General features: G+C 45.3%; 26 protein-coding genes and 1 riboswitch. Of the genes, 25 read left to right on the top strand and 1 reads right to left on the bottom strand.

What is annotated here, in order from left to right; translation table 11 throughout:
- The first annotated feature begins 239 nt into the window (after positions 1-239).
- The 3 genes from AC0YN7_RS24055 (at position 240) to AC0YN7_RS24045 (ending at position 4606) form a co-directional block, all read left to right on the top strand.
- On the top strand, positions 240-1883 hold the full coding sequence (locus tag AC0YN7_RS24055) for a YhfM domain-containing protein (protein ID WP_475812572.1): 1644 nt from the start codon (positions 240-242) through the stop codon (positions 1881-1883).
- 327 nt (positions 1884-2210) lie between these two features.
- Positions 2211-3170, top strand: coding sequence for a hypothetical protein (locus tag AC0YN7_RS24050; protein WP_475812571.1), 960 nt, complete (start codon positions 2211-2213; stop codon positions 3168-3170).
- Between the two features lie 2 nt (positions 3171-3172).
- Positions 3173-4606, top strand: a complete 1434-nt coding sequence (locus AC0YN7_RS24045; RefSeq protein ID WP_475812570.1) for an MBOAT family O-acyltransferase — start codon at positions 3173-3175, stop codon at positions 4604-4606.
- Here the strand turns inward: AC0YN7_RS24045 and AC0YN7_RS24040 are convergent.
- Positions 4603-5070: a hypothetical protein gene (locus AC0YN7_RS24040; RefSeq protein ID WP_475812569.1), complete on the bottom strand. Its 468-nt coding sequence runs from the start codon at positions 5068-5070 to the stop codon at positions 4603-4605. The two genes, AC0YN7_RS24045 and AC0YN7_RS24040, sit on opposite strands and share 4 nt — an antisense overlap.
- Positions 5071-5313: 243 nt before the next feature.
- On the opposite strand from AC0YN7_RS24040, the gene spoIIR reads away from it, so the two are divergent.
- The 22 genes from spoIIR to atpA all read left to right on the top strand — a co-directional run bounded on the left by spoIIR (position 5314) and on the right by atpA (position 26153).
- Positions 5314-6081 (top strand): stage II sporulation protein R, encoded by a 768-nt coding sequence (gene spoIIR, locus AC0YN7_RS24035; RefSeq protein WP_475812568.1) that lies wholly within the window; start codon positions 5314-5316, stop codon positions 6079-6081.
- Positions 6082-6251: 170 nt separating this feature from the next.
- Positions 6252-7310 (top strand): L-threonylcarbamoyladenylate synthase, encoded by a 1059-nt coding sequence (locus tag AC0YN7_RS24030; protein WP_475812567.1) that lies wholly within the window; start codon positions 6252-6254, stop codon positions 7308-7310.
- Positions 7311-7421: 111 nt separating this feature from the next.
- Positions 7422-7982, top strand: coding sequence for a manganese efflux pump MntP (locus AC0YN7_RS24025; protein ID WP_475812566.1), 561 nt, complete (start codon positions 7422-7424; stop codon positions 7980-7982).
- 46 nt (positions 7983-8028) lie between these two features.
- Positions 8029-8619, top strand: a complete 591-nt coding sequence (locus AC0YN7_RS24020) for a low molecular weight protein arginine phosphatase (protein WP_475812565.1) — start codon at positions 8029-8031, stop codon at positions 8617-8619.
- A gap of 71 nt (positions 8620-8690) precedes the next feature.
- Positions 8691-8771, top strand: a riboswitch (ZMP/ZTP riboswitch).
- Between the two features lie 129 nt (positions 8772-8900).
- A complete protein-coding gene (gene rpiB, locus AC0YN7_RS24015; protein WP_475812564.1) occupies positions 8901-9341 on the top strand; it encodes a ribose 5-phosphate isomerase B in 441 nt (146 codons plus the stop codon).
- A 57-nt stretch (positions 9342-9398) separates the two neighbouring features.
- Entirely contained in the window at positions 9399-10004 is a 606-nt protein-coding gene (locus AC0YN7_RS24010; RefSeq protein WP_475812563.1) for a TIGR01440 family protein, read from the top strand.
- Positions 10005-10109: 105 nt separating this feature from the next.
- On the top strand, positions 10110-11357 hold the full coding sequence (locus tag AC0YN7_RS24005) for a serine hydroxymethyltransferase (RefSeq protein WP_475812562.1): 1248 nt from the start codon (positions 10110-10112) through the stop codon (positions 11355-11357).
- A gap of 591 nt (positions 11358-11948) precedes the next feature.
- A complete protein-coding gene (locus tag AC0YN7_RS24000; RefSeq protein ID WP_475812561.1) occupies positions 11949-13616 on the top strand; it encodes a peptide ABC transporter substrate-binding protein in 1668 nt (555 codons plus the stop codon).
- 323 nt (positions 13617-13939) lie between these two features.
- Positions 13940-14878: an ABC transporter permease gene (locus tag AC0YN7_RS23995; RefSeq protein ID WP_475812560.1), complete on the top strand. Its 939-nt coding sequence runs from the start codon at positions 13940-13942 to the stop codon at positions 14876-14878.
- Positions 14875-15798 carry an ABC transporter permease gene (locus AC0YN7_RS23990; RefSeq protein WP_475812559.1) on the top strand — a complete coding sequence of 308 codons (924 nt, stop codon included), beginning with the start codon at positions 14875-14877 and terminating at the stop codon, positions 15796-15798. The genes AC0YN7_RS23995 and AC0YN7_RS23990 overlap by 4 nt, the downstream gene beginning before the upstream one ends.
- Before the next feature lie 13 nt (positions 15799-15811).
- Entirely contained in the window at positions 15812-16810 is a 999-nt protein-coding gene (locus AC0YN7_RS23985; protein ID WP_475812576.1) for an ABC transporter ATP-binding protein, read from the top strand.
- Positions 16807-17769 (top strand): ABC transporter ATP-binding protein, encoded by a 963-nt coding sequence (locus AC0YN7_RS23980; protein WP_475812558.1) that lies wholly within the window; start codon positions 16807-16809, stop codon positions 17767-17769. Before AC0YN7_RS23985 ends, AC0YN7_RS23980 begins: the two co-directional genes overlap by 4 nt.
- Before the next feature lie 733 nt (positions 17770-18502).
- On the top strand, positions 18503-19597 hold the full coding sequence (locus tag AC0YN7_RS23975; RefSeq protein WP_475812557.1) for a glycine-rich domain-containing protein: 1095 nt from the start codon (positions 18503-18505) through the stop codon (positions 19595-19597).
- Between the two features lie 213 nt (positions 19598-19810).
- Positions 19811-20440, top strand: coding sequence for a uracil phosphoribosyltransferase (gene upp / locus AC0YN7_RS23970; RefSeq protein WP_475812556.1), 630 nt, complete (start codon positions 19811-19813; stop codon positions 20438-20440).
- Positions 20441-20498: 58 nt separating this feature from the next.
- Positions 20499-21647: a non-hydrolyzing UDP-N-acetylglucosamine 2-epimerase gene (wecB, locus tag AC0YN7_RS23965; RefSeq protein WP_475812555.1), complete on the top strand. Its 1149-nt coding sequence runs from the start codon at positions 20499-20501 to the stop codon at positions 21645-21647.
- Positions 21648-21838: 191 nt separating this feature from the next.
- The gene (locus tag AC0YN7_RS23960; protein WP_475812554.1) at positions 21839-22072 is read left to right on the top strand and encodes an AtpZ/AtpI family protein; all 234 of its coding nucleotides are present in this window, start codon (positions 21839-21841) and stop codon (positions 22070-22072) included.
- Entirely contained in the window at positions 22065-22433 is a 369-nt protein-coding gene (locus AC0YN7_RS23955) for an ATP synthase subunit I (RefSeq protein WP_475812553.1), read from the top strand. The genes AC0YN7_RS23960 and AC0YN7_RS23955 overlap by 8 nt, the downstream gene beginning before the upstream one ends.
- A gap of 22 nt (positions 22434-22455) precedes the next feature.
- Positions 22456-23211 carry a F0F1 ATP synthase subunit A gene (atpB, locus tag AC0YN7_RS23950; RefSeq protein ID WP_475812552.1) on the top strand — a complete coding sequence of 252 codons (756 nt, stop codon included), beginning with the start codon at positions 22456-22458 and terminating at the stop codon, positions 23209-23211.
- 83 nt (positions 23212-23294) lie between these two features.
- On the top strand, positions 23295-23510 hold the full coding sequence (atpE, locus tag AC0YN7_RS23945) for a F0F1 ATP synthase subunit C (RefSeq protein ID WP_053373757.1): 216 nt from the start codon (positions 23295-23297) through the stop codon (positions 23508-23510).
- An 84-nt stretch (positions 23511-23594) separates the two neighbouring features.
- The gene (gene atpF, locus AC0YN7_RS23940; RefSeq protein WP_475812551.1) at positions 23595-24077 is read left to right on the top strand and encodes a F0F1 ATP synthase subunit B; all 483 of its coding nucleotides are present in this window, start codon (positions 23595-23597) and stop codon (positions 24075-24077) included.
- Positions 24074-24613, top strand: coding sequence for a F0F1 ATP synthase subunit delta (locus tag AC0YN7_RS23935; RefSeq protein ID WP_475812550.1), 540 nt, complete (start codon positions 24074-24076; stop codon positions 24611-24613). The genes atpF and AC0YN7_RS23935 overlap by 4 nt, the downstream gene beginning before the upstream one ends.
- Before the next feature lie 25 nt (positions 24614-24638).
- Positions 24639-26153, top strand: a complete 1515-nt coding sequence (gene atpA, locus AC0YN7_RS23930; protein ID WP_475812549.1) for a F0F1 ATP synthase subunit alpha — start codon at positions 24639-24641, stop codon at positions 26151-26153.
- The last annotated feature ends 27 nt before the right edge of the window (positions 26154-26180 follow it).

Below are 26180 nucleotides of genomic sequence, written 5' to 3'. Positions count from 1 at the left end.
AAAAGAATAAAAAGAAAGGCGATATTCCGTTCCAATGTGAACGAAATATCGCCTTTTTGATTTAAAACAAATCTTTAACAAATTAAAAACGTAAGTTTTTCAGTGGCCTCATACTTCATCGGTGTCAGCTTTTTCCATTTAATCTGAATCCGGCAAGCATCCAACAGCTTCTTCCAATTCGCAACTTTTTCTTTCTCACAACAGTCTAATCATTAAAATAGCTAAAAAGGCGGTTGGGGATGAATAAACCATATTTGCTTATGTTGTCTCTAATTATTACGTTTGGCATTGTCGGGTGCAGCAATTCAGGGGCGGATGCTAACGCAAACCAGCCTTCCAGCACGAATAAACCGAAGGAGCTGCAAGCTATACCTTATCAAGAGAAGTCAGGAAAGGCTGTTCGACAAATAACACTTTTGGATTTGGATGCCGAGCAGGGCTCATCAAAATCTTCTGCAACAGCGGAATATGAAGATGCGGATATCATCAAGCAATTTGTGGAGGCTATTGAGACTGCGGAAAAAATGCCAGGTATTTTAAACGTGGCTGCTCCCCGCTACATAATGGAACTAAATTTGGGTCCCAACAAAAACTCCTTCTCCTTATTTATTGATGAAGTAAGTGAGCAAGGAATGATCATCGATATGACAAACACACATACAGGCTACAAACTGACGAAGGAAGCAACAAATATTTTGAAAAAAATATTGTTTACTAATAAAGAAGTTTTTTATGGGCTGGAGTTTACAACAGAGCGAAATGCGGAAGGCAACCTCGTTGCTACGCCAAAAGGATTATCTAAAGACAACTATATGCTAAACGGCGGCCCCGTCGTGGAGCTGCAAGGGAAGCAATACCACAATATTCACCTCTACTATAATGACAACCAAACTGTGAATGAATTGTTAGCTTATAATCCACTTAATGATGAGGTCGTTGTGAAATGGAGTGATGTGCTAAGTAGTAGAGACAACCCTTGGCACAACGCTTTTCAAAGTAGCTATGAGATGCTGTATAAGCTGGATGAGGAGCGTCTTCTATTTCTGGAATCGGATCTAACAGGAGATGAGGGGCAATATCATTTGTCCACTTATAATGTCGTTACGGATAAAATTGAACGGCTTCGTGAAAATTTCTGGCCGCTGGCAGATGACTACGACTATATTTACAAATATGAGTGGAATGCTGAGCTGGGCAAATTGTTCATGCAAAGCTTTTTAGGAAATGTGTGGATATTTGACTTGCGTACAGGTGAGGACAATGTCCACCTGCTGAAGTTTCGTGTTATCCCGCATTCGACGACGGGTGCGCCGTCTCTATTTCTCTCGCCTACTTTTGACAGATTTGTTCATGACGACGAGAGCGGTCAAATTACATTTTATAACGCCAAGGGGGAGCCGCTACGCTCCATCATGCTGTCAGATAGTGAATATGTCCCTTCGGAGAAAATAAAATGGAATGCTGCTGGTACTATTGCGTGGCTGGATACAGCACCAGCAAATAATAGCCGGATTCAGGGCATAGATATCGACTATTTGAGAATCGCTCCACAGCAAGTTACTTTCTACAATCCCGATGGTCTTCCCCTAGGCTCAGTTCAGGCGGAGGGGGGCAGTAAAGGGGCAGTGGAGGTAGTGGGTTGGATCGACTCCGATGTGGCCGTGATGAAAGCTTACACAGTAAAACTAAAGGATACCGAAGGATCGGGCCTGCAGGAAAATAACATTTCTTATTTTAACTATAATGTAATAGAGAAAAAGAAAAGCGAGAAATCAAAGACCATGCCTCCCATCCCTATCCCGTTAGCCTCGGATCGCTATGATATTGTCGATCCTATTATTAATGTAAGCTTTAATGAGATAACTTATAAGAAGGGGAAATGAAGTCGAATTTTGACACTTTATTTGAGAGAAATTAGATTAAAAAATTGTTAAACTATTAATAAGGCTCTGGAACAAATTGAAAAAATAGATTATATTAGGACAGTCTTATTAACAAAAAAAGGGGATTGCAGTCCTATTATGAATGATACACCGATAATACCTTCACAAAGTCAGAGGCTCAGAAAGTATACATACTCTAAAATTAAAAAGAAGAGAAAAAGCTTACTCGGTCTATGTTTTGCCTTGGTTTTCTTCATCTTGTTCCAAGCTGCAATTAGCATCTATGTAAACCTAAACACCGTTTATAACTATAGGATCAACTATAATATGTTCTTAAAGGACCAACAAACGATTGAAGTTGTCATTGATGAAATGGCGAAAACGATCAAGAAGAAAAAACTATCGAATTATGTCATTCTAATAGGAAACTCAGTTGCATGGGGCACCAACGAAAGCTCGGATCATTCAATGGGCCGTTACATGAGTGACCTCGCGATATTCAAGGATAAAGATGGTGTTCAGGCTATATTCAACCTATCTGCACCTTCTATGCAAGCTGGCGATGCGTATACCTTGTTGCTAATGCTAGATAAGAAAGGCATTAAGACGGATAATGTAATGATCGGACTGACTTACACAGCCTTCAACAATCGAGAAGCGGGACCGAGGGCGGTTTTCTGGTTGGGAGATTACTTGCGCAAGGAAGATCCTAAAGCCTTCTCAGAAGTATTGCCTCACCTGCGTAAAAATGGTTACAAGTACAAGACGGGCTGGAAGAATGCCGAAGAAAGCCTATTGGAAACGTTGTTTCATGAAATCCCCATTATTAAATATAAGGATGTTATTCCTGAGTACACTAAGCAAAAAGCAAAAGGCACTGATTTACTAGGCAATCCAAAGCCATGGTATGAGAAGACACAATCGGCGAAAAAGCTGACTAGTCCTCAATATTTGAATTTCTTCAATCCTACTCCGTTTGATATGACGGAAGCGAACTGGGGCATCTACTTCATGAACAAAATATTTGAGCATCAGGAAGGAAAGCGTACGTTAGTGTTTGTGGCCGGCGCAAATGGAGAGCTTTCGAAGAATGAAATTAATAATCCAGGCTATCAGGATAATTTGAAAAAGTTAGACAGTTATCTCGCGAGCAAACCAATCGACTATATTATGCTTGAGGGTCTTATAGACCAGAAGATGTACACGGATCATGTACATTTAACAATGGAAGGCTATCAACAGCTTGCCCGCTTGGTTTGGGATTGCTGGACGGGTAAGGAGGCGTAATTATGTTATTTAATTCACCGACATTTTTACTTTATTTGGTCATTGTCGTTGCATTTTATTATTTCTTCCCTAGGGCAAGGATGCTCGTGCTGGGGATAGCCAATGCTGTATTTTACGCATACGCTGGTGTCGGGTATTTCTTGTTATTCGCGGCTGTCGTAGCGGTAGTCTATCTTATATCCAGATTTCTGAACGGGGCTAAGGGGAAGTGGGCCTTGGCGGGCGGTCTTACCGTTGTGCTTGGCAATTTGTTGTTTTTCAAATATTCCATGTTCCTGCTTGAAAATATTGAGCGGGCGTTGGATATCCAATTATCACTGCCGGGCACGAGTTTGGATGATCGGATGATCGCATTGCCAATCGGTATTTCCTTTTACTCCTTCCAGTTGATAGCTTATTTAATCGATGTTTATCGTCGGAAACTAGAGCCGAGTCGCTCGTTATTCGAATTTTGGGTGTTTATTTCTCTATTTGCGCACTCAGCCGCGGGGCCTATTTTGCGAGGCAACGACTTCTTGCCTCAGCTCCGAGGTATTCGCAATATCACGTTCCGCAACCCGCAAATTAAGCTGGGATTAGCCTTTATACTGCTTGGACTAGTTAAGAAGCTCGTTATTGTGGAGCAGATTGCGCCATACGTTAACGATTATTTTAATAAGGCACAAACCTTGAATGGAGCAGAGGCATGGATGGCCTCCTATCTGTTCGCCTTCCAAATTTATTTCGACTTCTCCGCTTACAGTGAGATGGCGGTAGGAATCGGATATTTGCTGGGGTTAAGGCTGGACTTGAACTTTAAAACGCCGTATCTCAGCTCTAATTCGTCTGAGTTTTGGAAAAGATGGCATATCACGTTGTCGCAATGGATTCGGGATTACATTTTCATTCCGCTCGGCGGCTCTCGCGTAGCGAATTGGCGAATATATGTGAATATCGTTGCGGCAATGGCGATTTCCGGACTATGGCATGGCGCGGCTTGGACATTTATTATTTGGGGCGTGTATCATGGATTGCTTTCGGCGGGACATCGCTTTTATGTGAAGCTTTTAACGCGATTTGGATTGAAAAAGGCAACAAAATCGTGGCTCTATAAGGTTGCAGCTATTGCGATCTTCTTCCATCTGACAGTCATTGGCTGGGTGTTCTTCCGGGCAAACAGCTGGGGAGATTCGGTATTTTTAATCAAGCAGATGATCACTCTGAATGGACTGCAGCTATCTTCGGAGGAGCTGTTGCTGCTGGCTGTTGCCGCGGGGCTTTACTTGCTGCATATCATAGAGTTTTTCACCGTATCAAACTTCCGCAAGCTGTCGCTGGGCTGGCAGGTTAACGTTCCGGCATTCATACGCGGTTTCATTTATGCGGTAATTGCTTTAGCGCTGTTCATGCAGTTGATGAAAGGTGAATCCAGCAGCTTTATTTACTTCCAATTCTAAAATAGTTCTAAGTAAAAAAAGGCTCGAAGGGGTAAGCTCCTTCGAGCCTTTTTTCGATTATTTGATTGTTGCAGCATGCTGCTACCTACCACCGCAACTATCACAACCACCACCACCACCACCACAACCACCACAACCACCACCACCACCACAACCACAACCACCACCACCACAACCACCACCACCACCACCACCACCACCATCACCACCATCACCACCATCACCACCACCACCACTACTATTACTGCTCGTACTCGAACGGTTTTACAGTGGTTTTGGTTTTGCATGTATTTTGTCCAACCAAAATGAGCAATTGGAGTTGATATATGAGTTTGATTGGATTTTGTACAGGCAAATAGGCTAAGGGAGGAGGGTTCGAGCGCAAAACGGGGATTTGAGTGTATAAAATACAGTCTGAGCCTGCTCAAAGGCAAGGGAGTTGGTTTAGACTGTATGAAATCCATGCAAATGGAGTGCTCCAACTGTTGTGATTTCAATTGGAGAACAGTTTAATCACAGTAGTAATTCCAGTAGTAATTTCAATAGTAGCAAATAGTAGCGTCCAAACTAGTTGCCCGTTATTTTAAAAAGAATATTTAATAGATTACTAGGTTTATCTAATAGCTATAGCGGACATACTAACGGATAGATACGTTCCGGAACGCAAGCAGACGCACCGACGGGGGCGACGAGAGGGGCTTGTGTGTATGTCCAGCAATTATTCGAAACATTCTTATTCTAATGTAGATCGGTCAGTTTCAGCTCATACGGTTAGTCCTTATAAATTTCCTTACCGCAAATCCTACGGTTTTATTGTTTTTGCTATTATTCTATTAATTATGAGCTGGGAAGCACAGCAGATGGATACAGCGGTCGCAAGCGGCCAAATTCCGCAAGAAGCGATTCGTCTACGTATATTAGCCAATTCCGACAGTCCTACAGACCAGCTTGTTAAGCGTGTCGTAAGGGACGAGATCGTTAAAGCGATGAATGGCTGGGTCAGCGGCCCTCAATCGATTGAGGAAGCGCGTCAGACGATAATCGCAAATATGCCAAAAATTGAGCGGATTACTGCAGAAGTGCTGCAAAGCCGCGGCTTTAGTTACGATTTTTCCGCTGAGCTTAGCATCGTTCCATTCCCTACCAAAATGTACGGCGATGAAGTTTATCCAGCTGGTGATTATGAAGCGTTAAGAATAACGCTGGGTGAAGGTGCTGGTCAAAATTGGTGGTGTGTCTTATTTCCTCCTTTATGTTTTATTGACGCCGCATCGGGCGAGGCATCGGCAGCAACTGACGCCGCAGCAACGGAGAAGCAAACAAAGGTTGACAGCGACACTAAGAAAGTAACTGCTGCAAAAACGGTGACAGCTGCAGATGAAACCTCTTCTGAAGGGGAAGCGCCAAAAGCAAAGTTTTTTATTTTGGAACTCATTGAATCGTTTATCGATTGGATTAAATCTATATTTTCATAAAGTGCAGGCTTATAAATTTTAGTCTATTAAAATAATTGACTTTAATGAAACGACATTCCCGTCTTTAAATATAAAGACGAGGCTGTCGTTTCTGCTCGTTTTCGGACACCTATGCTATAATATTGGTTGATTGGACAATTTAACTAAGAAGCAAGGATTGAATAATAAATATGACAATAACAAAAGTATGGCGTGTCGATCATACAGCTGAACGGCCTCGTTCCCAGCTGGAGGAAGCGGCAAAGCTGCTGCGCGAGGGCGGGTTGGTCGCTTTTCCGACAGAGACGGTATACGGTCTTGGAGCCGATGCTCGAAATACAGAGGCTGTTAAACGAATTTTTGCCGCAAAAGGGCGACCTTCTGATAATCCGTTAATTGTACATATCGCGCACCAAAGACAATTAGATGAGCTGGTGCTGCCTTATCCGGAGCTGGCTAAGACACTAATGGATAAGTTTTGGCCAGGGCCGCTCACCATTGTATTGCCTGTGCGCCCTAATGTGCTCTCGCAGTTAGTTACGGCTGGTCTTAAAACAGTTGGAATGAGGATGCCGGATCATCGAGATGCACTGGAATTGATCGCGCAGGCGGGCTGCCCTATTGCAGCGCCAAGCGCCAATCGTTCGGGAAGACCAAGCCCTACTCTGGCGGGGCATGTGCTGGAGGATTTGAATGGACAGATTGACGGTGTAGTAGACGGCGGTGCGACAGGTGTTGGGTTGGAATCGACCGTTATTGAGCTGGAGGACGATCATACGATTCGGATTTTGCGTCCTGGCGGTGTAACGCTGGAGGAACTGCGCCAGGCAGCTCCAGCAGCAATTATTGAAAGTGCTCAATTGATGGAGACCGGAATGGCGCCTCGATCACCTGGCATGAAGTATACGCATTACGCGCCTCAAGGCGAGCTTCAGCTTGTGAAGGGTAAGCCTGATGATGTCATAGCGTATATTAGCGCACAGGTTGAGGCTGCGCAGCTGCGCGGTGAATTGACTGGGGTACTTGCTTTCGAAGAACGAATCGCCGCTTATTCTGCTGATATCGTCGTCGCATGCGGCAGTGAAGCGCAGCTAGGAGAGGCCGCTCATCGTTTGTACGCGGCATTGCGTGAATTTGACGCTGCGGGGGCGCAGCGTATTTGGGCGGAGAGCTGCGGCGAGCAGGGTATTGGCGCCGCTCTGATGAATCGAATGGAGAAAGCGGCCGGTAATCGAATTATTCACGTATAAGAGTTCGTCTTTATAGGTACTCAACAGAGCTTGTATCAGCTTATAGTATGTTTGTCCTCATGTCCGCATATGTTTGGTATAGAATACCTGCGGACATGGAGGAGATAGGCTTTGATTGATGCTCATTTACAAGTCGGACAGTTATTGACGCTGCTCATCATTGCGATTGCGCTTGGATTGGATGCTTTTTCGTTGGGACTGGGAATTGGTCTAAAGGGCATTCGTCGGCTGGATATTTTAAAGCTTGGCGTCGTCATCGCCTTGTTCCATGTTATTATGCCGTTGGCTGGAATGATAGCCGGACATTATGTTAGTGGCTTGCTCGGTGATGTGGCAACGACGGTGGCGGGAGTTCTGCTTTTATTGCTTGGAGGCCATATGATTTATAGCTCATTGCGGGGAGATATGGTTCAATCCTTCGATCACCGTTCTTCACTGGGGATTCTAGTGCTTGCTCTCAGTGTGAGTATTGATTCTTTCTCTGTCGGAATTACGCTAGGTATGTTCGCGGCCAGCATTTGGCTAACGATATTGCTTTTTGGTCTTTTTGGAGGTTTAATGTCGGTAATGGGCTTAATGCTGGGACGTAGGGTGAGCGGTAATTTTGGAGAATACGGTGAGGCATGCGGAGGGGCGATCTTGTTCATATTTGGCATCTTATTTATTTTTTGATAATAGTTACAGGTTACGCTGAATGACGGTAAAAGGAGATGACAGTGTGAAACGTATATTGTTCGTTTGTACAGGTAATACATGTCGTTCGCCGATGGCGGAGGCAATGCTGCGCCGAATGGCTGCTGAGAAAGGAATTACGATTGCCATTCGCTCGGCGGGCGTTTCTACTGTAGATGGCCTGCCTGTCTCTGCCGGAGCGCTTGAAGCATTGCGTCTGCGCAATATTGATCACAAAGCATCCTCGAGAGCATTGACAAGCGAGTCGGTTACATGGGCTGATATTGTGCTGACGATGACGTCGGGTCACAAGCGCGGTCTGCTGCAACGGTTTCCGGAAGCGGTGGACAAGACGTATACCCTTATGGAGTTCACCCATCAAGATGAGCAGGTGCTCGCGGATATTGCCGAGCTGGAACAGCTTTACACGGAGCTGCATATGAAGCAAGCGCTTGGACAGCAGCTGACGGCGGCGGAGAGGAATCGTCTGCTGGAGCTGGAAAGACGAATACCTAGCTTTGATATAGCGGATCCTTTCGGAGGATCGCAATATATTTACAATAACAGTGCGGATGAAATCGAGGATGCACTTGTGCGCCTGCTGGACAAGCTGAAGACTAGGCAGACAGGGCAATAAGTGATTGCACCTCCTTTGCGAATACCGATTGATTTTTTCGTATGATTCAGCTATTATAAAAAGACAAATACGGTTTCTGATGTAACTGGCGACGGAAGTGGGTAACCACGATGGAGCATCAGAATATACGGCCGGTCGCCTGGGCAAAGAGCAGCATGCTGATAAGCATGTTCTGCTCTTTTTTCGTCTTTTTCTGAGAAAATAGGTATAATAACGTTGTGAGGTGTTCATCTTCAGTGGTGGGCATCAGTCGATACGCCTAAATGAGGAGGTCTTTTACATTGAAAATTGCTATTGGTGCTGACCACGCAGGATATCGGTTAAAGGATGAGCTAGTTCCGTTTATTCAATCTCTTGGCCATGAGCTAGTGGATGTTGGATGCAATTGCGAACAGTCGGTTGATTATCCTGACTATGCGCTTCCGGTATGCGACCTAGTAAAGACGGGACAAGCAGAACGAGGAATTCTCATTTGCGGTACGGGAATTGGTATGTCTATTGCAGCGAACAAGGTTAAGGGCATCCGTTGTGCTCTTGTTCATGATATGTTCTCCGCCAAAGCGACACGTGAGCATAACGACACGAACGTCTTGGCTATGGGAGAGCGAGTAATTGGTCCTGGCGTTGCACAAGAAATTGTTCGCATTTGGCTGGAAACACCGTTCTCAAACGGGGAGCGTCATATTGGACGTGTGAATAAAGTGATGAAAATCGAAGAATAGCTTACTATACAACCGTAGGTGAATATAATTGCAGCCAAGCGGAGGAGCTGAAACAGTTTGAGCAACAACGACGAATTGCATTTGGACAGCATCGCCTCCGAGGTAGAGACCATCGTTCGTGAGTTAGTTAAAGCTGGCGAGCTTACAATGGGTCAATTGCTTGTAATTGGTGTAAGTACTAGTGAGGTGCTTGGCCATCGGATTGGAACGGCGGGTGCTGTGGAGACGGCGTCGCAAATTTATGCCGGCGTTAAAGCCGTCCAAATTGAGATTGGATTTATTCCTGTATTTCAATGCTGTGAGCACTTGAATCGCGCGCTCGTTATGGAACGGACCGCCGCTGAACGGTATGGGCTCGAAATTGTAGGCGCAGTTCCTGTTCCAAAGGCTGGCGGGTCAATGGCTGCCTTCGCTTATCGACAAATGGAGCAGCCCTGCTTAACAGAAACGGTTCAAGCGCATGCGGGTATCGATATTGGAGATACAATTGTAGGCATGCATCTAAAACGAGTTGCCGTCCCGGTTCGACCGTCAATTCGTCAAATTGGCAAAGCCCACGTTACGATGGCTGTTACGAGGCCGAAGTTGATCGGCGGTACGCGCGCGGTGTACGAGCTGGAGTCCAGCATTACACCCGAGCAATCCATCGGCGCTTGTGAATAAGGAACTAAGTTTATACGCCGTGTATTGACAGTAACATGTATCACAACTAATTGATGTAATGAACATTCAAATAGAATCACACCCACAACGAGGAGGAATTTAATAATGGAAAACCTACGTAAACAAGATCCAGAAGTGCTAAAGGCGATGGGGCTAGAGCTTACACGCCAACGCGACAATATTGAACTAATCGCATCAGAGAACATCGTTAGCGAAGCGGTATTGGAAGCTATGGGAAGTGCTTTGACAAACAAATATGCAGAAGGCTACCCGGGAAAACGTTTCTATGGTGGCTGTGAGCATGTTGATGTCGTTGAGGATATCGCGCGTAACCGTGCAAAGGAATTGTTCGGTGCTGAGCATGCGAACGTTCAACCGCATTCAGGCGCGCAAGCGAACATGGCTGTTTACCTTGCAGCTTTGCAGCCTGGTGACACAGTTCTTGGTATGAATCTAGCTCATGGCGGTCACTTAACTCATGGTAGCCCAGTTAACGCTTCCGGCTTGCTATACAACTTTGTTGCTTATGGCGTGCAAGAGGATTCTTTTACAATTGATTATGAAGAAGTTCGGAAGCTTGCGTTCAAGCACCGTCCGCGTTTGATCGTGGCAGGCGCTAGTGCTTACCCGCGTACAATCGATTTCGAGAAGCTTGGCCAAATTGCTACTGATGTAGGCGCGTTGTTCATGGTTGATATGGCGCATATTGCTGGTCTTGTAGCTGCTGGCTTGCACCCGAACCCAGTGCCACACGCGCATTTCGTAACAACAACAACTCACAAAACGCTTCGCGGTCCTCGCGGCGGGATGATTCTTTGCCGTCAGCCATGGGCAGCAGCTATCGATAAAGCTGTATTCCCAGGCTCACAAGGTGGTCCGTTGATGCATATTATCGCAGCAAAAGCAGTTGCTTTAGGCGAAGCGCTTCAACCTGAATTCAAGCAATATGCAACTCAAGTTGTGAAAAATGCTAAGGTTCTTTCCGAAGAGCTGCTAGCTAAAGGCTTTAACATCGTGTCCGGCGGCACGGATAATCACTTGATGCTGATCGATACTCGCAGCCTGAACATTACTGGTAAAGCTGCTGAGCATGTACTTGACGAAGTGGGCATTACTGTTAATAAAAACGCAATTCCATTCGATCCTACAAGCCCGTTCGTAACATCTGGTATCCGTCTTGGTACACCGGCTGCAACGGCTCGCGGTATGAATGAGGATGCGATGAAGGTCATTGCTGAAGTGATTGCGCTTGTTCTAAATAGTCCGCAGGATCAAGAAGTGCTTGCTAAGGCGCGCGGCATGGTTCGTGATCTGACTGCTCAATACCCGCTTTACCCAACTATGACTTACTAAGAATTATCAAATTCATTTTGATAAGACCCATTTGGCCTAAGTGCCAAATGGGTCTTTTTTGCGCTTATCGTATAAATTCACAGCTTTTCATGCACTTTAATTAAAGGTAGCCAGCAGTTTTGCCGCTGCTAAGAACATGAAAAATAATATGCAATCAAACTAATAAGCAATAATTAACACAACTATATTTGAACAATATAGTAGCGATAACGTGATCTATTTTACAATATTATACATTAAATAAAAATATTAAATGATATAAAAATGATGATAACTGGTCGCTTTTTCAATTGCAAATTCGCATATTGAATATGAAAATCAAACTAAAAAATAAAATTTTAGCCAATTCAGAATTATATAAAAATTAATTCCGATAAAAATACTGTAAATAAATGCTGTGAAGCGTTACTGCAACAAATTGTTATAACGAATAAACGCTTAAAAGCACTAAAGCAATGAGGATATAACCTGTTTATACATAAATTTACAGCTTACATTATATTGATAAAAAATTAACATGGATGTATAGTAAAAAAACATTATTAAAATTATTACGGTAAGACCAGAACCAAACAAATTAGGAGGATCTAAATGAAAACAAGAAAGACAGCTTTTTCATTTATTGCTGCAATACTAATTTTCTCTCTAGTTGCAGCAGGTTGTACGCCGAAGACAGAGACAGGCAACAACGGTAACAATGGTGGTTCTAACGGTGCAGGATCTGAAGCGAAAGTATTCAGAATGAACATCCATTCAGAGCCCTCAACGCTTGACCCGGCTTTGATGGAGGACAATGTGTCCGGTACATTAGCAACTGGTATCTACGAAGGTCTTACTCGTAAAGACCAGAACGGTGAGATCATTCCTGCTACGGCTGAGAAGTTTGAAAAGTCGGAAGATGGATTAACTTACACGTTTAAAATCCGTAAGGATGCAAAATGGAGCAACGGAGACGCAGTTACTGCTAATGACTTCGAATACTCTTGGAAACGTGCTCTAGATCCTAATGTAGGTTCTACTTACGCTTATCAATTCTATTACATTGTTGGAGCAAAAGAATACAACGAGGGAACAGCTAAAAACGCTGATGCCGTAGGGATTAAAGCGCTTGACGCTCAAACGCTTGAAGTCAAGTTGAACTCCCCAACTCCATATTTCTTGAGCCTAACTTCTTTTTATACGTATAACCCAGTACATCAATCTGTGAAGGACAACGAAGCTTGGGCTGCAGATGCGGCAACAATCATCGGTAATGGTCCTTTCAAAATGGCTGAATGGAAGCACAATACATCCATTAAGCTGATTCCTAATGAGAACTACTATGCGAAGGATGAAATTAAGTTCTCAGGTGTTGAGTTCTCTATGCTTGCAGATTCTGCTACGGAATTGGCTAACTATGAGGCGGGCGATCTTGATTACACAGGTAAGCCTACAGGTGAGATTCCATCCGAACAAATTCCAGTGCTTAAGGAATCAAAGAAGGATGAATTCTTCTCAAAAGGTATTGCTAGCTCTTACTATTACGAATTTAATACAGCAGAAGTCCCTTTCAACAACGTAAAAGTTCGTAAAGCGCTTGCGATGGCATTTGATCGTCAAGCCATTGTTGAAAGTGTAACGATGGCTGGTGAGGTACCATCGTTCGGCTTTGTGCCACCAGGTATTATAGGGTTGAATGCAGACTACCGTACTGAAGTGAAGGATGATTACTTCAAGGAAGATGTTGCAGAAGCGAAGAAGCTGCTTGCTGAAGGCTTAGCTGAGCTGAAGCTAACTGAGTTCCCTAAAGTGACGCTCACATTTAATACAAGCGACGGTCACAAGAAGATTGCTGAAGCAATCGTTGAAATGTGGCGTCAAAACCTAGGTATCGAGGTTGGTATCGAGAACCAAGAATTTGCGGTTTTGCTTAAAAACCGTACTTCGAAGAACTTCCAAATCTCACGCGCAGGCTGGGGAGCTGACTATAACGATCCAATGACGTACTTGGATATGTTCGTTTCGAATGGCGGACAGAACAACACTAGCTTCTCGTCACCTGAATACGATGAGTTGATTAAGAAAGCAAATGCAAGCGGAGATCAGAAAGAGCGTATGGAGGCTATGACACAGGCAGAGAAAATTCTGATGGATTACATGCCGATCATACCAATTTATTACTACAGCAATGTATACATGCTGAAACCGGGCTTCAAGAATATATTCTTGGATTACAAAGGTGATATCGACTATACAAGAGGCTATTACGAAGCGAAATAGTTGTCCTATGAGCACCTGAAGCTAGGGATATATGCGGGGGCCGCATATATCCCTTTCTTTTTAAAACAGAGGAAATTGCTCTGAAGTTGATCTTGTTTAAAATATAGGAAGGTATAAGTTTCACATTATACTCTATCCTATATTTCACCGCGAAACGAGCTTGTGCAGCTAGAGGAAGGCGCCAGCCGTTTACGCTTGAAATATAGGAAGGTATAAGTTTCACACTATACTCTGCCCTATATTTCACCGCGAAACGAGCTTGTGCAGCTAGAGGAAGGCGCCAGCCGTTTACGCTCATATTTTACTAGGAGGTGTCCATTGCGTTGCTAAAATATGTTTCCAAGAAGCTTCTTTCCATGCTCGCTTCATTGTTTATACTTGCGTCGGCCACCTTCTTTCTTATGAAACTCATTCCTGGTGACCCCTTTATGAGGGAAAAAGCGATCCCTGAGAAGATCAGAGAAAAGCTCTTTGAAATGTATGGCCTAGATCTACCGGTGTGGAAACAATATTTGATGTATTTGAACAACCTGCTTCACGGTGATTTGGGAATGTCTATGAAGCAGCAGTATATGTCGGTCACGCGAATTATTCAAGAAAGCTTTGTTTATTCTGTGCAAATCGGTCTTTTTGCTATTATTTTGTCGCTGGCGGCAGGCCTTATTCTAGGAATAATCGCGGCGCTTAATCATCGTAAATGGTTGGATAGCGCTACCATTATTATTGCCGTGCTAGGGGTTTCCATTCCCAACTTTCTCGCGGCATCGATACTGCAGTATGTGTTTGCTAGTAAGTTGCGTTGGTTCAGTGTATCTGGTCTCAATGACCCTACTGACTTTATTTTGCCAGTGCTCGCTCTATCCTTCTTGCCAGCAGCATTCATTGCGCGTTTGACGCGTTCTACTATGTTAGAGGTGCTGTCTGCTGACTACATTAAGACGGCTCGCGCCAAAGGGCTCAGCGGCCGTGTTATTTTGATTAGACATGCTTTACGCAACTCGATTTTGCCGGTCGTTACTTATATCGGTCCAATGACAGCAAATATTATTACAGGCTCTGTTGTAGTTGAGCAAATCTTCGGTATTGGCGGAATTGGGAAATATTTTGTCCAAAGTATTACTAATCGTGACTATACGCTCATAATGGGGCTTACTTTATTTTATGGAATTCTGTTAATGTTTGCGCGGTTTTTAACCGACATTGCCTATGGCTTCGTCGATCCGAGAATCAGGCTTGCCAGAGGGAAGGGGGGTAAAGGGTGAAGGATAAGACATTAACGCCTGATCAATTTGCCAAGCTTGGCAACGATGAGAAGCAGTCTGAAGTAATCGTTCGCGAGAGTATATCCGCTTGGAAGGATGCATGGCTGAGACTTCGTTCCAACAAAATAGCGATGGCCAGCTTAATCATTCTTTTAATCGTTTCCCTCATGGCGATTTTTGGCCCAATTATTTCCGAGCAGGACTATAGAACGAATCACCTGACGGAAAAAAACCTGAGTCCAAACGCTACCTATTGGTTCGGTACGGACGATCTTGGACGAGATTTATTTACAAGAACCTGGATGGGTGCGGGCATATCTTTGCAGGTGGGCTTATATGCTGCACTTGCCGATTTGGTGCTCGGCGTAATTATAGGTGGGATTATGGGTTACTTCGGCGGTCGCGTCGATGAGATTTTGAATCGGATTTGTGAAATATTGTATTCCATTCCAAGTATGCTGATCGTTATCTTGTTAATTGTTGTTATGAATCCGAGTATGTTCACTATCGTACTTGCCCTCAGTATAACGGGGTGGATTAGTATGGCATGGATTGTACGCGGTCAAATTATGCAGCTAAAAAATCAAGAGTACGTGATGGCTGCCCAGGCGCTTGGCGCGAGTACTAGCCGTATTCTGTTCAGACATTTAATTCCCAATGCCATGGGGCCGATTATCGTTACGCTGACGCTGACAGTGCCGAGCGCGATTTTTGCGGAAGCTTTCCTGAGCTTCTTGGGTCTAGGAGTACAATCTCCTGCGGCATCCCTAGGTACAATGATAAACGACGCGATCAAAGCGTGGACATTATATCCGTGGAGAATGATTTTCCCTGCGGCAGTTATAAGTATTACAATGCTATGCTTTAATATTTTTGGCGATGGTCTGAGAGATGCGCTTGATCCGAAAATGAAGAAGTAGGAGGTGGACAATGATGGAAAAGCTAATTGAAGTGAAAGACCTTCGTGTCAATTTCAAAGTTCGCGGAGGCGTCGTTAAGGCGGTTCGCGGTGTTAATTTTCATGTCAATAAAGGCGAGACTGTTGCAATTGTCGGGGAGTCAGGCTGTGGCAAAAGTGTTACGGCTCAGTCGCTAATGCGCCTCATTCCATCGCCTCCGGCTGAGACGAGCGGATCGATTCTCTTTCAGGGCAAAGAAATTTTGAAAATGTCTAAAGGAGAAATGGAAAACATCCGCGGCAAGGAAATGGGGATGATTTTTCAGGATCCAATGACCTCACTTAATCCGACGCTCACAATCGGTAGACAAATTACAGAAGGCTTGATCAAGCATCAAGGGATGAACGGCGCGAAGGCGCGTGAACGAGCGGTTGAAATGCTTGAGCTTGTAGGCATCCCGAACGCTTCGTCGCGGTTTGATCAATACCCGCATCAGTTCTCAGGCGGAATGCGTCAGAGAGCAATGATTGCTATTGCGCTTGCATGTAACCCATCGCTGCTAATAGCAGATGAACCTACGACGGCGCTTGATGTTACGATTCAAGCTCAAATTATGAGAGTCATGAAAGACCTGCAGCAAAAGCTCGGCACTTCTATCATTCTTATTACGCATGACTTAGGCGTTGTGGCGGATATGTGTGACCGCGTCATTGTAATGTACGCAGGCAAGGTTGTTGAGACGGGAACGAAATGGGAAATATTCAAAAATCCGAAGCATCCATATACGAGAGGGTTACTGCGTTCAGTACCGCGGTTAGACCAACCGAAGGACGAGCCGCTTGTGCCGATTTACGGTATGCCGCCAGATTTGATTAAACCTCCAGTTGGCTGCAGTTTCTGCGCTCGCTGCGATGAAGCGATGCGGGTTTGTGTCGATAATGATCCTGAATTGCTGCCAGTGGATGGCAATGAGGCGCATGCTTCTGCTTGCTGGTTAGCGCATCCTTATGCAAAACAGGGGGTGTCAGTGTGAGTAAATCACTAATTGAAGTGAATAACCTAACCAAGTTTTTCGACCTGGGCGGAGGAAAAACGCTCAAGGCGGTTAATGATATAAGCTTTGCCATTCAAAAGGGTGAAACCGTTGGTGTGGTTGGTGAATCCGGCTGCGGGAAGTCTACTGCCGGCCGCACAATCATGCGGCTTTATGAGCCGACTAGCGGAGGAGTCTCCTTTGAAGGCCAGGACATCTACAAGCTTAAGGGCTCTAAGCTCAAAGCACTGCGCCGCGATATGCAAATGATATTCCAGGATCCCTACGCGTCACTTAACCCGCGTATGACGGTAATGGATATCATCGGAGAAGCACTTGATATTCATAATCTAGCGGCTAGCCGCAAGGAACGTAAGCATAAGGTTGAAAATCTGCTTGATCTGGTTGGTCTTAATCCTGATCATGCTACTCGTTATCCGCATGAGTTCTCCGGCGGTCAGCGGCAGCGGATCGGGATTGCCAGAGCACTAGCGGTCGATCCGAAATTTATTATTGCGGATGAGCCGATTTCGGCGCTCGACGTTTCTATTCAAGCGCAGGTCGTTAATTTACTGCAGGAATTGCAGCGCAAAATGGGTTTGACTTATTTGTTCATCGCGCATGATTTATCAATGGTTAAGCATATCAGCGACCGTGTAGCGGTTATGTATCTGGGCAAAATCGTAGAACTTGCTGAAAGCAGTGAGCTTTACGCAAATCCTGCTCATCCATATACGCGAGCACTGCTGTCGGCTATTCCGATTCCTGATCCGGAGATCGAGGAGTCGCGTGATCGTATCGTGCTTGCCGGCGATTTGCCGAGCCCAATCAAGCCTCCTTCTGGCTGTCAATTTCACACTCGCTGTCCGATTGCTACGAACAAGTGCAAGGTGGATGAGCCTAAGCTGCTGGAAGTGAAGAAGGGTCATTTTGCTTCTTGTCATTATGCATCAGTTTAAATTGAATTAATGGGGATGCCCCTAATTGGACAGTTCTATTTGAGTACAACCCGTGTTCTAGGAAAAAGGACATTTATCGAAAAAATGGTCCTACTTGCTGGATGCTGTGGTTACAGTTGCTCAGCACTTGCTCAGTACTTGCTCAGTACTTGCTTCTTAAGCACCGTTTTTGTGCTTACAGCTATTTTTCTTGCTAATTTCAGAGCTGTAAGCTTGATTTTCGAGCTTACAGCTTGAATATCACTAGGTTTTTGACGGGAAAGGAGACTTTAAGCATGTTTTTGACGCTTAAAGTCTCTTTTTTTAGTTAGTCTGAGCGCTGTAAGCTCGATTCTCGAGCTTACAGCTGTGTTTTCTATTGGGACAACCTTTTTTGCGAACTTGCCCTGAAAAGGGACTAACAGCAGCTTTTTATGTGCTCTATACTACTAAGCTGTTACGTTAGTCTGTTAAGTTTGTCTGTTAAGTTTGTCTGTTAAGTTTGTCTGTTAAGCTTGTCTGTTAAGCTTGTCTGTTTAGTTATTCTGTTTAGTTATTCTGCTAAGTTATCCTGTTAAGTTATGTTAAGTTAAGCTGCTAACGTTAAGAGAGTGATGTTACAATTAGCAGCTATTGTGATTCTCCTATTCTCTCATTTTGTGCCGAATTCTTAAGCAACTGTTAATATTTAGTACGATTGCTTTCTGCAATCGTGGTAATATGTGACTATGACAGTGATTTTAAGGAGGATTTTATGATCCAATATTTACCGGTATTGTTGATTGCTTTTTTTGTTGTCATAGTCGTAACTGCTGCTGTTAATTCGAGAAAATCTAACCGAAGCGCTAACCGTAAGGGCAGTCGTGGTAGGAGCTCCATTGGAAAAACGAGCGCGTTCGCTCCGTGGCCGAAAGCTGAGCCTCCCGCTGCGTTAGGTGTTCCTTACGATCATCCCGCTCGCGCAGCGGCTGAGAGGCTGGAAGCCGCGCTTGGGCTAGACTTTGAGAGTCGAGTAAAAGATCGTGTGTTGAAGGAGTATCCGCGAATCACCGATAAGGAATGGGATTGGACTTGGTTTGAGCTGAAGCGTTATTTTCTGATGTGTGGTATATTACGCGGTGTGCCGATGTATAGTTCTCAAGCGGATGCAGTGTGGCATGAGATGCTCATGTTCACCAGAGAGTATGAGCAGTTCTGCTCCAGCTTCTGCGGTGAAATGATACACCACGCGCCTCACGCGCCAGGCGTTCAACCGGAGCAAGGAGAGCGGGCGTGGTTCGATTGGGCATACGGAGAGTTGTTCACTCAGGCTCCTGCCAGCGGCAGGATATGGGGAGCGTTCTATCGGACTAAGATGCCGCAGCATAGGCTTGCGGCTCTCGCTGATTGGAACGAGGCTGAAATACGCGAGCAATGGTTTAATGCCAAAACAACCGCGCGATATGCAGACTTAAGCAATACGGCAGACTATCTGATTGATCGTGCTCAATCACAGCTGCTTGCTACTAAGGAGAGCGGGGCTTCATATGGCGGCAATATCCGGACAAAACGAAGCTTCGGCTATGAGCCTGCTGTCGGTGCTACCGGTATGCTGTCGGGCTTGCTGATTTATCATTCTCTATCTGATTCAAATGATTTTGTGAAGCAAATGGATCAAGTGCAAACAGAGGAGCAGCGCAAAGCGAATGATAGCGGAGGCTCGACCTATGGATGCAGCGGCTTTATAGGCGACGGAAGAAATGATTCAGGAGGGGATGACGGCCATTCAGGCAGTGATTCTTCAGGCGGAGGAGATAGCGGAGGCTCATCATGCGGTTCCTCATGCGGCGGAGGCGGCTGCAGCAGCTAAGAGTGTTACTATGCCTGTTGTCTCATCACTATGTCTATAAGTAATGTCTCTTGTAATTTTTTGGGTATTATGGCTTGCGCCTTCTTTAAGAGGAGGAGCGAGCCATTTTGTTGCGTAGGTAAAACTCAAGATGCAGAGGGTTGGCTACAATGTTATAATATACGGGATTGTGTTTAAGTCCAATACAACTATACACGGGAGGAATACCGCTCCATGAGCAAATTATTCATTTGCGACCATCCGTTAATCCAGCATAAGCTGACTTATATTCGGAATAAAGAAACGAATACCAAAGATTTTCGGGAATTGGTTGATGAAGTCGCTACACTAATGTCTTACGAACTTACAAGAGAAATACCGCTTGACACAATTAAAGTGCAAACGCCGGTCGCTGAGACTGACTCGAAGGTTGTTTCCGGCAGAATGCTCGGACTCGTTCCGATTTTACGAGCTGGACTTGGTATGGTAGATGGCATATTAAAGCTTATACCTTCCGCGAAGGTAGGTCATATCGGGCTTGCTCGCGACCATGTTACACTCCAGCCTGTCGAATATTATATTAATTTGCCGACAGATGCTCCCAATCGTTTGCTGATTGTCATCGACCCGATGCTGGCAACGGGAGGCTCGGCTATTGCGGCGATTTCATCGCTCAAAAAACATAACTGCGATCAGATTAAACTCATGTGTCTTATCGCTGCTCCAGAAGGCGTGAAGGCCGTACAGGAAGCGCACCCGGATGTAGATATTTATATCGCGGCATTGGACGAACGCTTGGATGAGAGAGGGTATATCGTACCTGGATTGGGCGATGCGGGCGACCGTATGTTTGGAACCAATTAGCATCTTGCTGAGTATATGTATTCTGATTTGGTTTATCTGATAATAGGAGTGGAATGTTTTGTCTAAACTAAAGGTAATGACAATTTTCGGAACGCGTCCTGAAGCGGTTAAAATGGCTCCGCTTGTGCTGGAACTGCAGAAGCGCGAGGATGAAATCGAATCAATCGTCTGCGTGACAGCGCAGCACCGGAAAATGCTGGACCAAGTTCTAGATTTTTTTGAAATCCATCCAAACTTTGATTTGAATGTGATGAAGGATCGTCAAACATTAACAGAGACGACGGTTCGGGTATTAGAAGGATTGGATCCGGTACTGGCGCAAGCAAAGCCCGATATCGTTCTTGTGCATGGCGATACTCAGACGACCTTTCTTGCCAGCTACGCGGCCTTTCTAAAGCAAATTAAGGTTGGTCATGTCGAAGCAGGGCTTCGTACATGGAATAAGCTATCTCCCTATCCGGAAGAAATGAATCGGCAGCTTGCCGGCGTACTGTCGGACGTGCATTTTGCCCCGACAGACTGGTCGGCGAACAACTTGCGCAAAGAGAATAAGTCGGATGCTACCATCTATGTGACAGGAAATACGGCTGCGGACGTATTCCAGTACACGGTTGATGAATCGTTCTCGCATCCTGAGATTGATTGGGCGAAGGGCAAGCGGATGATTTTGATGACAGCGCATCGTCGCGAGTCACTGGGCGAGCCTCATCGCAACATTTTCAAAGCAGTCAAGCGGATTGTAGATGAGCATGAGGATGTCGTGGTAGTATACGCGGTACACCCGAATCCTGCAGTTAGAGAGCCTGCGACTGAGATTCTTGGAAATCATCCGCGCATTCGTTTAATCGAACCGCTCGATGTATTTGAATTTCATAACTTCTACCCGCATGCCTACATGATCATGACGGATTCTGGCGGCTTGCAAGAGGAGGCGCCATCCTTCGGCGTACCTACGCTGGTACTGCGTGATACGACCGAGCGTCCTGAAGGAATTGATGCTGGGACGTTGGAGCTCGTTGGTACAGATGAGGAGCAAATATACAGTCGAGCGCGCGCGTTATTAAACGACTCGCAGCTATATGGCCGAATGAGTCAAGCTGCAAACCCTTATGGTGATGGAAGGGCGTCTGAGCGCATAGTGGACGCAATTTTGCATCATTTTGGCAGACTGAGCGACCGACCGGATTCGTTCACACAACGTTCATAGATTGGCCTGATTAAATCAGATGTACAGAGAATGTACAGCATACAGTAGTACTGTACGGTTTTCGAGGTTCACAAAACCTTATGCATCAAGGGTTTTGGTTGATCTGTTCAGTAAATATTTGTAGTGATATCAATTGACAAAAGTGGCGCCGCTTCGATAAAATAAATGAGGATTGACAGGGGTATGAACCTATGAGTAAAAAGAGCAGAAGGGATGATCCGTTGTTCGCCGCCGGTCTCGTCGGAGCACTCGGAGTACAAGTCGCTGTATGTATCTTTTTAGGCTATTGGATCGGATCTTTCCTTGATGGCCGCTTAGACACCGACAAGGGATGGACGATCGGTGGCATACTGGTCGGTCTGGCTGTCGGTCTACTCTCAGCCATTCTGCTTGTTAAGAAGGTTATGGAGGAAGCCGATGGATAAAATAATGAAGACAGCAGTACGATCGCTTGTTTATGCGATGGCGGTATGCCTTATAGTATGGGCCCTCCTTCCGGACTGGCGTACTGTGTCTCTCGGCTTACTTTTGGGACTGGCTGCAAGTTCCATGAATGCGTTTTTACTGAGACGTCGAGTGGAAATGGTCACCCTAGGGGCAGCAGGAGTTGGACCGCGTAAGAGGGGCTTAGGTCTTGGAAACCGTATCGCGACAGTGTTGCTGGTTGCCATGATCGCCTATCGTTTTCCGGAGGATCTTAATATGCCGGCTGCTTTAGCTGGCTGTATGGTCATGCCGTTTATTCTTTTGGTAGCAGCATATTTTCACAACAAACGACAATCTTAGCGGAAAGGGGTGAAATTTTTACATGCATGAATTTCCCATATGGCAGCTAGGGCCGCTAGATATCGACATTTCAAGTTTTATCGCTATCACGGTTTCTGTCATCATCACGTTTGTTCTCGCCAAGTTGGCAGTCCGTAACCTGTCGGTGGACAACCCGTCTAAGCTTCAGAACTTCTTGGAGTGGGTCGTTGATTTCGTTCACAACTTTATTTCAAGTACCATGCCGGTTAATAGGGTGAAACCTTTCTTGACTCTTGGGTTGACACTTATTATGTTCATTTTCATCTCCAACTTGCTCGGCTTGCCTTTTGGTATCGTGATGGAAGCACATCATCCTTACGAAAACATTGGCATTACGGAAGCAATGTTTGCTGAGAAAGAACATGTCGAGATCGCGTTTTGGAAATCTCCAACTGCAGATCTATCGGTTACTGCCGGGCTCGCGCTTATCGTATTCGTCATTGTCCATTTCCTAGGGCTAAAACTTAATACGAAGCATTACTTGAAGCATTATTTCAAACCGTATCCGATTTTCTTCCCAGTTAACGTAATTGAGACGATCTCGAAACCGCTAACACTTGCACTTCGGTTATTCGCGAATATTTTCGCAGGTGAGGTTCTTATCGCAACAATTTTAATGTTAGGTTGGATTGGTACGCCGTTTCTTATCGCTTGGCAGGGATTCAGTCTTTTCGTTGGCGGTATTCAAGCTTTCTTGTTTACCATCCTTACGATGGTATACATCTCGCAAGCAGCTATTCACGAAGAAGAACATTAAATACCGCTTTATGCCTCGGATTGCATAGTGATCCCGAGGTTGGCTATACAAACAAATAACAGATTATCGAGGAGGATTTTCAAATGGAATTATTAGCAGCAGCATTGGCAGTAGGTTTGGGAGCAGTAGGCGCAGGTGTAGGTAACGGTATGATCGTCAGCAAAACAGTTGAAGGTATCGCTCGTCAACCTGAACTTCAAGGTAAGCTTCAAACAACAATGTTTATCGGTGTAGGTATCGTCGAAGTTGTGCCTATCATCGGCGTAGTTATCGGTTTCTTGGCTTTCTTCCAAGCCTAATAACAGCTATTGGCGGGGAAGGCCTAGCCCTCTTCGCCTTCGTTATGATTACGATAATATTGTGTTAAGAAAGGAGTTGCACCTATGAGCTTTAATTGGGAATCGACAGTATACGCGATGCTTGCGTTCGGTATCTTGTATTGGCTGCTTAGCAAATATGCATTCGGTCCGTTATTCGGCGTTATGGAAAAGCGTAGACAGCTTATCCTTGAACAGATGAACACGGCTGAATCAAGTCGTAAAGTAGCTGAGCAACAAATGGAAGAGCAGAAAGCAGCGCTTCAACAAGCGCGCAAAGAAGCATACGAAATTATTGAGCAAGCAAGAACGACAAGCTCGAAGCAAGCGGACGATATTGTACAAACTGCGAAATCGGAAGCTACTCGTCTTAAAGACGATGCTCTCAAAGATATCGAAAGCGAGAAAAACAAAGCAATTGCAGCTCTACGTACTGAAGTGGGCGGCATTTCTGTGAAAATTGCATCGAAAATTATTGAGAAGCAAGTTGATGAGAAATCTCAAGTGCAGATCGTTGATCAATACCTGAAAGAAGTTGGAAGCAAATGAGCCGCGATACAGTCGTAGCGAAGCGCTACGCAAAAGCATTGTTCGAGCTTGCTGCACAGCAGCAGGTCGTTTCTACGGTAGGGGACCAGCTTAAGCTGATCGTTCAAACGCTTGATCGGGATCAAGAGATTCAACAGTTTCTTTCCTTGCCAAGTATTGCTCCGGAAAAGAAAATCGCCGTGCTTAAAGCAGCTTTCGGCGACCAAATCTCTGCACTAGTGCTTAATACGCTTGAACTGCTCATTTCCCGTAGACGTCAAGATGTAATTGCTGATGTATATGCGGCTTACACGAAGATTTCGGGCGATGCGCTCGGACAAGCCCAAGCAACGGTATACACCGCTAAGTCTCTTTCAGAGGAAGAACTAGCGCAGGTTGCGGCTCAATTCGGACAGGTAACGGGTAAGAAAATTTTGGCTGAACAAATTGTTGAGCCTGCTTTGCTCGGCGGCGTACAAGTACGCATCGGCGACCGTCTATATGACGGAAGCTTGTCAGGCAAGCTGGATCGTTTACAAAAAACGTTTAAAATCTAAAGCACTGTAGATAGGGGTGAACGAATTGAGTATCAGACCTGATGAAATCAGCACGCTGATTAAACAACAGATCGAACAATATAAATCAGAAATTCAAGTCGTAGACGTCGGCACCGTAATCAACGTCGGTGACGGTATCGCCCGCGTTCACGGCTTGGAAAATGCGATGCAAGGCGAGCTGTTGGAATTTTCTAACGGCGTAGTCGGTATGGCATTGAACCTTGAAGAAAGCAACGTCGGTGTCGTTATCCTTGGACCGTTCACTGACATCCGTGAAGGCGATCAAGTTAAACGTACGGGCCGCATCATGGAAGTTCCAGTAGGCGAAGAGCTTCTAGGACGCGTTGTTAACCCGCTAGGTCAACCGCTTGACGGAAAAGGACCAATCAACACAACTCAATTCCGTGCGATTGAATCCCCGGCACCAGGCGTTATCGACCGTAAATCGGTTCATGAACCGATGCAAACAGGTCTTAAAGCAATCGATGCAATGGTTCCGGTTGGCCGCGGTCAACGTGAGCTAGTTATCGGTGACCGTCAGACAGGTAAAACTGCAATTGCTATCGATACAATTATCAACCAAAAAGGCAACGGCGTTAAATGTATTTACGTTGCTGTAGGTCAAAAACAATCGACTGTTGCGAACGTTGTTGAAACACTTCGTCGCCACGGCGCTCTTGAATACACAATTGTCGTAACAGCGGGCGCATCTGAGCCAGCTCCATTGCTATTCTTGGCTCCTTACGCGGGCTGCACAATGGGCGAGTACTTCATGTACAAAGGCGAGCACGTACTTGTTATCTATGATGACTTGTCCAAGCAAGCTGCCGCTTACCGTGAATTGTCCTTGCTGCTTCGCCGTCCACCGGGTCGGGAAGCATATCCAGGTGACGTATTCTATCTTCACTCCCGTTTGCTTGAACGCGCTGCGAAGCTTAGCGATGCAAGAGGCGGCGGTTCTATGACTGCACTGCCTTTCATTGAGACTCAAGCTTCTGACGTATCAGCATACATTCCTACTAACGTAATTTCGATTACGGACGGTCAAATCTTCCTTGAGGCTGATTTGTTCTACTCCGGTCAACGTCCAGCTGTTAACGTTGGTATTTCGGTATCACGTGTTGGTGGATCTGCTCAAATCAAAGCAATGAAAAAGGTTGCCGGTACGCTCCGTCTTGACCTTGCGGCTTACCGCGAGCTTCAAGCGTTCTCGCAGTTCGGTTCCGATCTAGATAAATCAACGCTTGCTCGCCTTAACCGCGGTGCTCGCACGATGGAAATCTTGAAGCAAGGTGTTAACCAGCCGATGCCGGTTGAGAAGCAAGTAATCTCGATCTACTCCGCGGTTAAAGGACACTTGGATGACATTCCAGTATCCGATATTCTTCGCTTCGAGAAAGAGTTCCATGCGTACTTGGATTCGAACAGCCCTGAAATCGGCAAATCGATCCGCGATACGAAGGATCTTGTTGCTGATAACGAGAAAGCTCTCGTTGAAGCTATCAATAAATTCAAGAAAAGCTTTGCCGTATCCGCTTAATCAAGCGTAAACTGCTGTCGCCGCCTT

Source organism: Paenibacillus sp. J31R122, from assembly GCF_056269185.1.
Note: the sequence above shows the minus strand (reverse complement) of the source record. Positions and strands in the feature narration are given on the sequence as shown.

What these genes read in the sequence shown, in the direction of transcription:
- AC0YN7_RS24055 (WP_475812572.1), top strand. Translation starts at nt 240, where the DNA reads ATGAATAAACCATATTTGCTTATGTTGTCTCTAATTATTACGTTTGGC.
- AC0YN7_RS24050 (WP_475812571.1), top strand. Translation starts at nt 2,211, where the DNA reads ATGTTCTTAAAGGACCAACAAACGATTGAAGTTGTCATTGATGAAATG.
- AC0YN7_RS24045 (WP_475812570.1), top strand. Translation starts at nt 3,173, where the DNA reads ATGTTATTTAATTCACCGACATTTTTACTTTATTTGGTCATTGTCGTT.
- AC0YN7_RS24040 (WP_475812569.1), bottom strand. Translation starts at nt 5,070, where the DNA reads ATGGATTTCATACAGTCTAAACCAACTCCCTTGCCTTTGAGCAGGCTC.
- spoIIR (WP_475812568.1), top strand. Translation starts at nt 5,314, where the DNA reads ATGTCCAGCAATTATTCGAAACATTCTTATTCTAATGTAGATCGGTCA.
- AC0YN7_RS24030 (WP_475812567.1), top strand. Translation starts at nt 6,252, where the DNA reads ATGACAATAACAAAAGTATGGCGTGTCGATCATACAGCTGAACGGCCT.
- AC0YN7_RS24005 (WP_475812562.1), top strand. Translation starts at nt 10,110, where the DNA reads ATGGAAAACCTACGTAAACAAGATCCAGAAGTGCTAAAGGCGATGGGG.
- AC0YN7_RS24000 (WP_475812561.1), top strand. Translation starts at nt 11,949, where the DNA reads ATGAAAACAAGAAAGACAGCTTTTTCATTTATTGCTGCAATACTAATT.
- AC0YN7_RS23985 (WP_475812576.1), top strand. Translation starts at nt 15,812, where the DNA reads ATGGAAAAGCTAATTGAAGTGAAAGACCTTCGTGTCAATTTCAAAGTT.
- AC0YN7_RS23975 (WP_475812557.1), top strand. Translation starts at nt 18,503, where the DNA reads ATGATCCAATATTTACCGGTATTGTTGATTGCTTTTTTTGTTGTCATA.
- upp (WP_475812556.1), top strand. Translation starts at nt 19,811, where the DNA reads ATGAGCAAATTATTCATTTGCGACCATCCGTTAATCCAGCATAAGCTG.
- AC0YN7_RS23960 (WP_475812554.1), top strand. Translation starts at nt 21,839, where the DNA reads ATGAGTAAAAAGAGCAGAAGGGATGATCCGTTGTTCGCCGCCGGTCTC.
- AC0YN7_RS23955 (WP_475812553.1), top strand. Translation starts at nt 22,065, where the DNA reads ATGGATAAAATAATGAAGACAGCAGTACGATCGCTTGTTTATGCGATG.
- atpB (WP_475812552.1), top strand. Translation starts at nt 22,456, where the DNA reads ATGCATGAATTTCCCATATGGCAGCTAGGGCCGCTAGATATCGACATT.
- atpE (WP_053373757.1), top strand. Translation starts at nt 23,295, where the DNA reads ATGGAATTATTAGCAGCAGCATTGGCAGTAGGTTTGGGAGCAGTAGGC.
- atpF (WP_475812551.1), top strand. Translation starts at nt 23,595, where the DNA reads ATGAGCTTTAATTGGGAATCGACAGTATACGCGATGCTTGCGTTCGGT.
- AC0YN7_RS23935 (WP_475812550.1), top strand. Translation starts at nt 24,074, where the DNA reads ATGAGCCGCGATACAGTCGTAGCGAAGCGCTACGCAAAAGCATTGTTC.